This is a genomic window from Flavobacterium fluviale (genome assembly GCF_003312915.1).
GTDB classification, from domain to species: domain Bacteria; phylum Bacteroidota; class Bacteroidia; order Flavobacteriales; family Flavobacteriaceae; genus Flavobacterium; species Flavobacterium fluviale.
Map to the genome: position 1 here is coordinate 410,127 of NZ_CP030261.1, position 12,513 is coordinate 422,639.

At 31.5% G+C, this 12,513-nt stretch carries 6 protein-coding genes; 3 read left to right on the forward strand and 3 right to left on the reverse strand.

What is annotated here, in order from left to right:
* Positions 1 to 2: 2 nt before the first annotated feature.
* The gene (gene radC / locus HYN86_RS02040; RefSeq protein ID WP_113676549.1) at positions 3 to 692 is read right to left on the reverse strand and encodes a RadC family protein; all 690 of its coding nucleotides are present in this window, start codon (positions 690 to 692) and stop codon (positions 3 to 5) included.
* Positions 693 to 802: 110 nt separating this feature from the next.
* On the opposite strand from radC, the gene HYN86_RS02045 reads away from it, so the two are divergent.
* Positions 803 to 1,432 (forward strand): DUF1287 domain-containing protein, encoded by a 630-nt coding sequence (locus HYN86_RS02045; protein ID WP_113676550.1) that lies wholly within the window; start codon positions 803 to 805, stop codon positions 1,430 to 1,432.
* A 94-nt stretch (positions 1,433 to 1,526) separates the two neighbouring features.
* Here HYN86_RS02045 and HYN86_RS02050 read toward each other — a convergent pair whose 3' ends face one another.
* Positions 1,527 to 2,882 (reverse strand): UDP-N-acetylmuramate--L-alanine ligase, encoded by a 1,356-nt coding sequence (locus HYN86_RS02050; RefSeq protein ID WP_113679827.1) that lies wholly within the window; start codon positions 2,880 to 2,882, stop codon positions 1,527 to 1,529.
* A gap of 223 nt (positions 2,883 to 3,105) precedes the next feature.
* Here HYN86_RS02050 and HYN86_RS02055 point away from each other — a divergent pair, with 223 nt between their 5' ends.
* Positions 3,106 to 9,279 (forward strand): alpha-2-macroglobulin family protein, encoded by a 6,174-nt coding sequence (locus HYN86_RS02055; protein WP_113676551.1) that lies wholly within the window; start codon positions 3,106 to 3,108, stop codon positions 9,277 to 9,279.
* Positions 9,280 to 9,471: 192 nt separating this feature from the next.
* Here the strand turns inward: HYN86_RS02055 and HYN86_RS02060 are convergent, their stop codons facing one another.
* Positions 9,472 to 11,619 (reverse strand): S46 family peptidase, encoded by a 2,148-nt coding sequence (locus HYN86_RS02060; protein ID WP_113676552.1) that lies wholly within the window; start codon positions 11,617 to 11,619, stop codon positions 9,472 to 9,474.
* Between the two features lie 312 nt (positions 11,620 to 11,931).
* On the opposite strand from HYN86_RS02060, the gene HYN86_RS02065 reads away from it, so the two are divergent.
* A complete protein-coding gene (locus HYN86_RS02065; RefSeq protein WP_113676553.1) occupies positions 11,932 to 12,462 on the forward strand; it encodes an outer membrane beta-barrel protein in 531 nt (176 codons plus the stop codon).
* The last annotated feature ends 51 nt before the right edge of the window (positions 12,463 to 12,513 follow it).

A 12,513-nucleotide genomic window follows, 5' to 3' on the forward strand; every position in this document is an offset into this window, starting at 1 on the left:
CATTAAAAAATTCCTTCATCTACAAAACTATAATATTTTGATTCAGTAATAATCAAATGATCTAAAACTTTAACATCTAGACTTTCTCCGGCCTGCTTAATTTTCTTTGTAATTTGCTTATCAGCCTCACTGGGAGTCAGATTTCCTGATGGATGATTATGACACAAAATCAAAGCTGTAGCACCGTTTTCCATTGCTAATTTAAAAACCAATCTAACATCTACAACAGTTCCTGTAATACCTCCTTTACTCAATTGAGACTTTGAAATAACACTATTAGAATTATTAAGAAAAAGGATCCAAAATTCTTCATGAGGAAGTTGTCCAATAATTGGCTGCATTATCTCGAAAACAGCTTTACTAGAAGATATTTTTTTGAATATTAGCGCATCTTCACTTCTTTGTCTTCTGCCCAATTCTAATGCAGCAACTATAGAAATTGCTTTTGCCTCACCTACTCCTTTAAATTGCATTAAACTTGAAATAGACAATTTTCCTAAAGCATTAAGATTTCCTGCACTTGATAAAATTCGCTTACTTAAAGAAACTGCAGATTCATTTCGACTTCCCGAACCAATTAAGATTGCAATTAATTCGGCATCACTTAATGCTTCCTTTCCTTTCAACATTAATTTCTCGCGAGGCTTATCATCTTCGGACCAGTCCGTGATTGGAAAATTAGATTTTTCCATAATTTAGAATAATTTTATAAGAAGCGAAGATATTAAAAAGAAGAAAAATCTTTCAAACAAATACAATCAATTTTAAATTTGATTACCTTTAAAAACTAATCTATCTCAAAATGAAATCATTATCTATTACAATTTTCTTGCTACTCTTTGTTTCTTGTCAGCAAAAAGAAACCAAAAGCCTGGCACTTTCCAACCAAAATCTGCCCACAGATTTTCCCGAAAGATTGTCGCAAGCTGCAATTTCTATAATAGATCCTTCAGTAGATTATGATCCGTCTTATTTTAAAATTGAATATCCAAATGGTGATGTCCCAAAAGGCAAAGGAGTCTGTACCGATGTAATAATTCGTTCTTACCGAATATTAGGTATCGATTTGCAAAAGGAAGTTCATGAAGATATGGTGGCTAATTTTTCTCTTTATCCAAATCTTAAAAAATGGGGAATGTCAAAAACTGACACCAATATTGATCATAGAAGAGTTCCAAATCTAGAAGTTTTTTTTGAACGAAAAGGCACAAAATTGCCAGTTACGCAAAATGCAAAAGATTACAAAACTGGTGACCTTGTTACTTGGATGATAAACGATAAATTGCCGCACATTGGAATTGTAACCAGCAAAAAATCCTCAGATGGAAAACGAAATCTTATCGTACATAATGTTGGAGGCGGACAAGTTTTGGAAGACTGCCTGTTTGATTATACAATTGTGGGACATTTTAAATATGATAATTTGAATTAGAAAATGTTTCAATTTGAAAATTAGATTTAAAAAAAAAAATGCCGACTGCATAAAGCGATCAGCATATTATCTAATTTTCAAATTGACATATGATCTAATTAACCAATCCTTTTACATCATCGAAGTTTAATCCTCCGTAATTTCCAGAACTCATTAATAAAAGTGCAGAATTATCGAGATTTAAATTGAATAAATAATCTTTAAATTCAGCTGGATTGGTATAAATAATTAAATCTTTTCTATTGAAAGAAGTTGCAATTTGTTCATAGGTAACTTCCTCTAATTGTTTAATTTTCACTGCATCTGGAGAATAAAAAACTACTGCAACATCAGCGTATTCTAATGCTCCTTCATATTCTTTTAAAAACTCTGCGTTTAAACTGCTGTATGTATGCAATTCTAAACAAGCTACTAAAGTTCTGTCTGGATATTGTTCTTTTACCGCTTTAGTTGTTGCAGCTACTTTACTTGGCGAATGGGCAAAATCTTTATACGCTACTTTTCCTTTTCCTTCTGCAATTTTCTCTAAACGTTTAGACGCACCTTTAAAACTTGCAATTGCTTCATAGAAATCTTCTTCGTCTACTCCCATATTTTGGCAGATCCATTTTGCTCCGGCCAAATTATTCAAATTGTGCGCTCCAAAAACTTCAATCGGCATATCGCCTTCTGGAGTTTTCAGTAAAGTTACACCATCACTCACAGAATATTCTGGAGTTGAATACGCAATTTTTCTAATCGGATTTGTCGCTGCTTCAGAAACACGTTTTACTTCTGGATCATTTTCGTTATAAACCAAAATTCCTCCATTTGTAATTTTTTCAATAAAAATTTCAAACTGCTCTACATAGTTTTCGTACGTTGGAAAAACATTAATATGATCCCAGGCAATTCCAGAAATCAAAGCAATATTGGGTTGATACAAATGAAATTTCGGACGTCTGTCAATTGGAGAAGATAAATACTCATCTCCTTCTAAAACCATAAAATCATTTTCTTCTGTAAGATGTACCATAGTATCAAAACCTTCCAGCTGTGCTCCTACCATATAATCGACAGCGATATTATGATAATGCATTACATGAAGAATCATCGAAGTAATGGTTGTTTTTCCGTGCGAACCACCAATTACAACACGAGTTTTATTTTTAGATTGTTCATATAAAAATTCTGGATACGAATAGATTTTCAAACCTAATTCCTGCGCCTTTAATAATTCAGGATTATCCGCTTTTGCGTGCATTCCTAAAATAATCGCATCAATATCCGAAGTAATTTTTTCTGGAAACCAGCCCATTTCTGCAGGAAGAATTCCTTTTTTCTCTAATCTTGATTTTGAAGGTTCAAAAATAGCATCATCACTTCCTGTAACCTGATATCCTTTATTATGTAATGCTAATGCAAGGTTGTGCATTGCGCTTCCGCCAATGGCGATGAAATGTGTTTTCATTGAATACGTTGAATCGTTTATATGTTGAACCATTAATTCGATTAAACGAATACACAATTCAACGATTAAACCAGTTAATTATTTTTCAAAAATAAGGAAATATAGTATGCTCTATTTGGTTTTAAAAATAAATTATTAATTTGTGCGAAAATTATTTCATAAATAATTCCAATCTTTACCAACCTTTCCTAAAAAATAATCATCTATAGATTAAAACTTTACTATGAAAAATATAATCTTTCTACTTTTTTTGATCTCTTCAGTAATTTTTGGACAAGAGAATAATAAAAAATGGACTCAAGTCATTTCATTGGAAAATGAAGGAAAAGTAAAATCTGCAAGTGAGATCGTTGCAAAGATTTATAAAAAAGCAATAAATCAAAAAGATGAAGTTGAGATGATACGATGCTTTTTCTATCAATCTAAATATCTACAGGTATTTGATAAAAATGCGCAGACCAAAATTTTAAACAATCTCAAAACAGATATTAACCGGGTTTCTATCCCGTCGAAGGCGATTTTGAATTTGGTTTATGCGAGATGTTTGAATGATTATTATCAAGAAAATAGCTATACAATTCAAAAAAGAACGAATACAGCTTATCTAGACAATGATTTTTTGACTTGGACTGAAATAAATTTTATTAATGAAGTAAATGAAGCGTCAAAAAAATCGTTGGAAAATGAAATTGTTTTAAAAAGCACATCGTTAACAAAATATAAAGCCATTTTTGATTTTTCAGAAGAAAACAAACAGCAAGATGAAACTGTATTTGATTATGTTTTAAACGAAAATATAAACATCTATACTCAAAAAATTAAAACTTGGGAAATTATAAAAAATGATTTCATCCCTTACAAAAAAGACCTTTTAGGAAAATCAAATGATTTCATTAAATTGAATTTTGATTTTGTCAAAAATCAAAACCTTAGGTTAGCACTTAGGCTATATCAAAAAAAAGAATCAGACAATCCAACTTTAGAAAACAGCTTTGACCGCTTAAGATTTTGTAAAATTTATTTAATTAATTTAGATGAGCACTATACTAATGCATTAATAAATCTTCAAAAAAGCACAAGTAATGCACTGTTAATTCAGAAAATTCAATTAGAAAAAGCCATTAGTTTACATCAGCAAGCCTCAAAAGAAAAACATCCAGATTATAACATTCAAGCTATTGCAATATTGGATAGTATATTTAAAAATGACAATAGCTCTAATGCTTTTAAATTAGCGATTCGATTAAAAGAAAATATACTTTATAAATCTTTAAGCGTACAGATTCTACGAAACAGCTACGTAAACGAAAACACAAGAGCCTATATTCAATATAAAAATGTTGATCGCTTAAGAATTTCATTTTATAAAATCAATCAAAAACAGCTTGCTGAATTTAATAATTCTTATACCAAAAGAGACAGTATAACAACTTCAATTCTTAAAAAAAATTCGTTATTTACAAGTCAAACCTATTCACTTATAGACAAAAAAGATTATTTCGATCATACTACAGAAGTAGTTCTGCCTAAATTGGAAACAGGTTCTTATTTGGTTGAATTTGAAAACAATTCAGATCAAGATAAAAAATTAGCAATTTATGGAAGCATAACAACCTCCAACATAACCGTTTTAGCCACTCAAAACAAATTAAAGCAAACCTTTCAAGTTTTGGATCGAAAAACAGGAAAACCAATTGAAAACGTAAATATAAAATCTCAAAACTATACCATTAAAACAGACAAAAATGGTTTGGCTTATTATATGGTAAGTAATGACATTAACGATAGCTATAACATCGAATTTTCGACAATAAATGACACGCTTACTACCAGCAAAAGCTTTCAATATTATAATAATAAAACAAATACGAAGGATAAAATAAAAGGGAAAGTACAATTTTATTTAGATCGTGCTATTTACCGTCCTGGACAAATCGTTTATTACAAAGGAATTGCAATTAAGAAACAGAACGATATATCTAATGTTATTTCAAATACTTCTTTTAAAATTACTGTTCAAGATCCAAATTATAAAGATATTTGCGAATTTGCAGTCAAAACAAATGATTTCGGATCATTTTCTGGTAAATTTCTTCTTCCTAAATCCGCACTAACAGGTAATTTTATTATTAAAGCACAAGAGTCTGATGCAATAGAAAAAGACACACTTTACAAAAAAGAGCAAGGTCACCCATTTTGGGATTACGTTAACTTTGAAAGTTCTCAAGCTGGATTTAAAGTTGAAGAATATAAACGTCCTAAATTTGAAGTTACATTTGAGCCTAAAAAAGAAAGTTTTAAAATTAACAAATCTGTTAAGATAAAAGGAAACGCTAAAGCATTTGCAGGAAGCAATATCTCTGATTCAAAAGTAGTTTATACAGTTACTAGATACACACGCAATTTTAGAGAATATTATACTCCAGAAGAAAGCGAAATTATAGCGTCTGGAGAAACTACAACTGATGCTTTGGGTAAATTCAGTATTGATTTTATCGCTTCGCCTTCTAAAAACAGTGATAAAAAACAATTACCTGTTTTTAACTATCAAATAAAGGTGTCTGTTACAGATATTAACGGAGAAACTCATGATAAAGAAACAAATGTAAAAATTGGTTATCACAATTTGGTTTTAAACGCCACACTTCCTGCTGAAATCCAAACAAAAAACAAAAATGAGATTAAGATATTAAGCACAAATTTAAATGATGAATTTTTAGCAACAAAAGGCGACATCAAAATATATTTTGAAACGCCTCTTTCTAATAAGTTTAAAAAAAGAATTTGGGGAGTACCCGATGTAGAAACTATTCCAAAAGAAGAGTTTGACAAACTATTTCCTTACGAAAAAACCGCAACAGCAAAAGTCGAAAATACAACAGATAATTTAGTTTATTCTAAAAAAATTGACACCAAAAAAGACAAAAACTTAATCTTAGATTTTATCTCAAATTATAAATCGGGCAACTACAAAATTGTTTTTTCGGCAAAAGATGATTTTGACAATTTTATTGAATCGACAACCAATTTTAAAATAATACAAAGTAAAGATAAATTTGATCCAAGTAAATTATTTAAGACGGAGCAAATTAATGCTGATCCTAAAAAAGATGGTTTTGTTTTTCTAAAGTTAACTTCTGTCATTCCAGAACTTTATATTATAACAACAGGAAATTATGAGAGTAAAATATTTTTTGAAGAAACTTTTCATCTTCAAAATCATGAAACATTTATAAAAATACCACTAAAAAATGAATTCAAAAACTCGATTAAGATTAGTTTCCAATCTGTTTTTGAAAATGAAAATTTCAACTCAGAGTTAAACATCAATTTAAAAACGCTAACGCAAAAATTAGAATGGGATATAGAAAGTTTCAGAAGTAAAATTCAGCCTGGAAGCAATGAAAATTGGTCATTCAAACTAAATGCAATTAATACAAAAAAAGAATCCGAAGTTTTAGCTGCAATGTATGATAGTTCATTAGATCAATTTGGCAAAGAAAACTGGGAAGCGTTAGGTTTTAACGATTTCTCTCACAACCTAGTTAATTACAAAACCATCTTAGGTTTTGACATATTATACAACAATATTCCCCTTTTAAATTCGAATTCGATTCTTACAAGACTGCGTAGCGAAAAAACTTTTCTAAATACTTTTGGATTCAACATTCTCAACAGAATTTATGAAAATCCTCACGCTGTTCTTACTGTAGATGAACCTGTCGGAAGCGGTCCTTCATCTGCTTTAATTGAAGAGAGCGCTCCGGTTTATAATTATTCGTCAAATGTTGTTCAAACTGTAAAAGGAATTAGTACAATTAGAAGTCCTTTGAATAAAATAATGATTCGCGGTAATAGTCAATCTGATAATGCAAATATCTTATATATTGCTGATGGAAAAATTATATCTGAAAACGATTTTAAAAATATTAATCCAAATGAGGTCCTTTCTGTTGAAACTTTACAATCAAATAAAGCAACAGCACTCTACGGAAGCAAAGCTGCAAACGGCGTAATACTCATTACAACTAAAAAAGCTCTTGAAGCCCTAACACAAGTAAAAGCGAGAAAAAATCTTTCTGAAACGGCTTTCTTTTTTCCGAATTTAAAAACCGATTCTAAGGGAAAAGTAAGCTTCAATTTCACATCTCCAGAAGCTTTAACGGCTTGGAAACTTCGTTTATTTGCGCACAATAAAGATGCAGTTTCTGGTTATTTGGAAAAAAGTGTCATTACTCAAAAAGAATTAATGGTTTTACCGAATTTCCCGCGCTTCTTTAGAGAAAAAGACACTATTGTAATAAGTGCAAAAATTTCAAATGTTACTGCTGAAGCAAAAACTGGAATCGCAAGTTTACAGTTTTTTGATGCGGTAACAATGCAGCCAATCGATGCCAAAATGCTGAATGCGAAAAACATCAAAAACTTTACAATTCCAGCTTACGGAAATACAACAACAAACTGGACCATAACAATTCCTGAAGGTTTACAAGGTATTCAATATAAAATCGTCGCAAAAGCAGGTAATTTTTCTGATGGAGAAGAAAACATTCTTCCTGTTCTGACCAATAATATGCTCGTGACAGAAAGTATTCCGATTTGGGTTCGTGAAAATTCAACTAAAGAATACACTTTCGAAAACTTAAAAAACAATAATTCAACGACTTTAAAGAATCATCAGCTTACGCTCGAATATACTTCAAATTCAACTTGGATTGCCGTTCAATCTTTACCCTATTTAATGGAGTACGAACATGAATGTGCAGAACAAACTTTTGCAAGATATTATGCCAATGCTCTAGCCTCGGAAATCATTTCCAGTAATCCAAAGATTGCTGCGGTATTTGAAAATTGGAGAAAAAATGGAAAACCAAATTCAAAACTGGAAGAAAACGAGGAATTAAAATCACTAATTCTGGCTGAAACGCCTTGGCTGAATGACGCTCAATCTGAAGATGAAAAGAAAAAAAACTTATCTCTCCTATTTGATTTGGAGAAAATAAGAACGTCGCAGGAAGCGGCTTTCGAAAAATTAAAACAAAAGCAAAAACCATCAGGAGGATTTTCTTGGTTTGACGGCGGTTCTGAAAGTGAATATATTACCAGACATATTTTGGCGGGTTTAGGACATTTAGAAAAATTAAGCAAAACGAATACAGCCAAAATCAGTGAAATTACTAAAACTGGAATTCCGTTTTTGGATGACAAATTCTTGGATTATCATAAAATGAGAACCAAGAACTTAAAAGCAGTCGATAAACTAATCTGGATCAATCCGTATTCTGATTTACATTATCTGTATACTAGAAGTTTTTATTTGGAGAAATATCCTCTTTCTGACACATTAAAAAAAGTGACAAAATTATATCTTGAAACTGCCAAAAAAGACTGGCTGAATTATTCGATCTATGAAAAAGGTTTAGCCGCTTTAACTTTAAACCGATTTGGAGAAAAAGAAAGTGCAAAAAAAATTATAGAAAGCCTAAAAGAAACTTCTTCAAATAATGAAGATTGGGGAATGTACTGGATTGCCAATAAAACAGGTTGGTACTGGTATCAGGCACCTATAGAAACTCAGGCTTTATTAATTGAGGCTTTCGCCGAAGTTATTCAAGATATAAAATCTGCTGATGCGATGAAAGTTTGGTTATTAAAAAACAAACAAACTAAAAACTGGCCCACCACAAAATCTACAACTGAAGCAATTTATGCTTTATTAATGCAGGGAACCGACTGGCTTTCTGTAAAAGACAATACTGTGATAAAATTGGGAGATGAAAAAATCATGACCAAAAAATTATCCGAAAATGAAAAAGAAGCAGAAACAGGTTACATCAAATTAAACTGGAAAGCCGATGAAGTAAAAAAAGAAATGGCTTCGATCAAAATTCAGAACAAATCTAAAGTCCCTGCTTTTGGAGGTGTGTATTGGCAGTATTTTGAAGATTTAGACAAAATTAAAAACAACACAGGATCGGTCTTATCGGTTTCAAAGGAATTATATCTCAAGAGAAACACCGTGAAAGGGAATGAATTAGAAAAAATCACAACTAAAAATCATTTAAAAACTGGAGATTTAGTTACAGTTCGATTAATTATTACAGCTAAAGAAGATACAGAATATATTCATTTGAAAGATATGAGAGCTTCTTGTTTTGAACCTGTAAATGTACTTTCTGAATATCAATACAAAGATCGACTCGGATTTTATATGAGCACAAAAGATGCGGCAACACATTTCTTCTTTGATCAAATAAACAAAGGAACTTATGTTTTAGAATATGACATTCGAGTAAATAACAGCGGAGAATTCTCAAACGGAATTACAACAATTCAAAGTATGTACGCTCCAGAATTTGCAAGTCACACAAAAGGAATTCGAGTAAAAGTGAATTAGAAATTCCAATTTTTAAATTCCAAGGAAAGTATATAATCTATATTTTTGTCAGTCTGAGCGAAGTCGAAGACCCGTTCCAATTGTCAAGCCTTAAGCTCAGGATGAAATACTGTACAAAAGTTAAAAACAATAAAAAACCCGATAAGTTTTCAGAAGAAACTTATCGGGTTTTACTTTTAAATAAAAATCAGATTATTTCACAATCGTCAATTCATCAATAATGTTTTTAGCTCCAGCGTATTTGTCAATAATCCAAAGTACATAACGAATATCAACGTTGATAGTTCTTTGTAATTTAGGATCAAAGATAACGTCTCCAGCCATAGCTTCGATATTTCCGTCAAAAGCAATTCCGATTAATTCTCCTTTTCCGTTAAGAACCGGCGAACCAGAATTTCCTCCAGTAATATCGTTATCAGTTAAGAAGTTTACTGGCATGTAACCTGCTTTGTCAGCATATTGTCCGTAATCTTTTTTCTTGTTTAACTCTAATAAACGAGATGGTAAATCAAATTCTTGATCTCCTGCTTTGTATTTTTTAACCATACTTTCCATTGTTGTATAGTTATTAATTTTAGCATCGTTATTACGAGAATCAGCAGGTAAAGCGCGAACTTTTCCGTAAGTCAATCTCAAAGTAGAGTTTGCATCTGGATATTTAATCGCATTTAGTTTTGACTCTCTTAAACCTTCAACCAATTTACGGTAAGCAGTTGCAAAACCATCATCAGCTTTTGCCTGATCATCTGTTTTAGAACGGTATTTCGTCAATAAATCATTAGAAATAATATACAACGGATCGTGTACAATTGCCAATGGTTTTGGATCTGCTAAAAACGCCAATACTTTTTCTTTATTAGTAAAATAACTAATTTCTGTTGCTTTTGCTACATCTGCAGTAAAATCACCATTATTAGCAGTTTTCATTTTTGCAACTTCAGAAGCAAGTCCGTACTCGGCAGCTTTAGAAGCGTATAAATTTAACTGTGCAGTTAAAACATCTTTTTCTAACGGAGCGTAAAATTCACCATAGATACTTTCAACCAATGCATTAATTTTAGGAAGCATTTCTGCTTTCTTAGCATCATTTTCTTTGTAGTAAGCAATTAATGCATTTCCTAAATTAGCAGGTCCAGTTGCATAACTAGAAGTACGTAAAAGCTGTGTCAAATAATTATCGTGACGCGCTTTTAAGTTGGTTTCTCTGTAATAATCGTTGATAGTCGGAATTACATTCTCATACTTTTCTTTGTTTGCAGGTTTACTTGCCCACTCGTAGAATTTATCTTCTTGTTCTGCCTTTGTATCAACAGTTCCAGCTTTTGTCAACGCATCAATCATACCTTGACGGTTTTTCCAGTAGTTTGCAGTCGAAGCATATTTAGAAGCATAGTCTAAACGAACAGTTGCATCTTTATCCATATACTTTTTCATTACGTCCATTCCGGTTTTTGCACCTTCAACCCAAGCAGGATAAGCATATTTAATGTTTTGCTCAATTCCTCCAGCTGGCATCCAACGGTTTGTTCTTCCTGGATAACCTAAGATCATTGCAAAATCATTTTCTTTTACTCCTTTTAAACTTACAGGTAAATGGTGTTTTGGCTGCAAAGGCACATTGTCTTTAGAATATGCCGCAGGATTTCCGTTTTTATCTGCATAAACTCTAAACATAGAGAAATCTCCAGTTTGACGAGGCCATTCCCAGTTGTCTGTATCTCCACCAAATTTACCAACACTTTCAGGAGGAGTTCCCACTAAACGTACATCTGTGTAATCTTGGTAAACAAAATAGTAATATTCATTTCCTTGAAAGAAAGGACGAACAGAAACAGTGTATTTTCCATTTTCGCTGTTTTCTTTTTCAATTAAAGCGATTTCTTGCTGAATGATTTTGTTTCTTTCCGTTTCTGTCATAGTATCATTTACTTTAGACAAGATTCTTTTTGAGACATCATCCATACGAACAAAGAAACGAACGTATAAAGATTTAGGCTTTAGTTCTTCTGAACGATTTTTTGCCCAGAAACCATTTTTCAAATGATTTTGTTCTGCTGTTGAAAGTTCTGCAATCGCGCTATATCCACAGTGGTGATTAGTCAATACCAATCCGCTGTTTGAAACGATTTCAGCTGTACACCCTCCATTGAATTGTACAATCGCATCTTTTAAACTATGATTGTTAATGCTGTAAATTTCTTCGGCTGTCAATTGCAAGCCCATTTTCTCCATATCTCTATGGTTCAATCTTTCGATAAACATCAAGAACCACATTCCCTCATCGGCTCTTACTGGAAAAGCCATAAGGCACATGGTCAAGAATAAAACTACTTTTTTCATGTTATTTTGTTTAAGTGATGCGAATATAACTCATTTTCGCAAAAAAAATAACCATAACTCCAAAAAACAAAACATACTAAATCAAACAAAGTCTGATTTTGCGAAATTCATAATTTTAGTAAGATGTAAGTAAATATTAAATTCAATACTTTAAACACATGAAAACAACCAAAAATCTCTAAAAAAGTTATTTTAAAAATTAAAATTTAATATTATTTGTAAAAATTAACTTTCATTATAAAATTTATTATCTAAAATATTTCTTACAAATTGTTTTGTTTTAAATTTGCCATCCAATTTAATAAATGAAAAATGAAAAAATTATTACTAGCCGTTGTAATACTTGTTACAACTATTGCAAGTGCGCAGAAAAACTCGATTTTATTGGGTGGAAATGTTGGATTCTCTTCGGAGAAAATTGGGGATTCTAAACTTGAAAATTTTGAATTCTCTCCAAAAGCTGGATATCAATTTGCTGAAAAATGGACAGCTGGGGTCGAAGGTTCAATCATGAATGTAAAAAGTACAGGAACTGACAAGACAGAAAAATATAAAATTGGAGGTTTTGTGCGTTACTCGACACCACTTTCTCAAATGTTTTCTTTCTACACAGATTTAGGCGTAGGATACCAAAACACTTCCTTAAACAATGCAAAAGGAATGTATGCAAGTTTAACACCTGCTTTATTTATCAATATGAAAAACGGATTTGGTTTGAATTTTTCTATTGGAGGAATTAACTACGATAATCTTGACGGAAAAAATGATCCAAGACAACAACGTTTAGGTTTTGATTTTGGAAAAACATTAAACATTGGAGTTTCTAAAAACTTCGCATTATAGTTATAGGATTTAGTTAAGAAGTAAAATCCTTTCTGCTTTTTGTTTTCTGCA

What these genes read in the sequence shown, in the direction of transcription:
- radC (WP_113676549.1), bottom strand. Translation starts at nt 692, where the DNA reads ATGGAAAAATCTAATTTTCCAATCACGGACTGGTCCGAAGATGATAAG.
- HYN86_RS02045 (WP_113676550.1), top strand. Translation starts at nt 803, where the DNA reads ATGAAATCATTATCTATTACAATTTTCTTGCTACTCTTTGTTTCTTGT.
- HYN86_RS02050 (WP_113679827.1), bottom strand. Translation starts at nt 2,882, where the DNA reads ATGAAAACACATTTCATCGCCATTGGCGGAAGCGCAATGCACAACCTT.
- HYN86_RS02055 (WP_113676551.1), top strand. Translation starts at nt 3,106, where the DNA reads ATGAAAAATATAATCTTTCTACTTTTTTTGATCTCTTCAGTAATTTTT.
- HYN86_RS02060 (WP_113676552.1), bottom strand. Translation starts at nt 11,619, where the DNA reads ATGAAAAAAGTAGTTTTATTCTTGACCATGTGCCTTATGGCTTTTCCA.
- HYN86_RS02065 (WP_113676553.1), top strand. Translation starts at nt 11,932, where the DNA reads ATGAAAAAATTATTACTAGCCGTTGTAATACTTGTTACAACTATTGCA.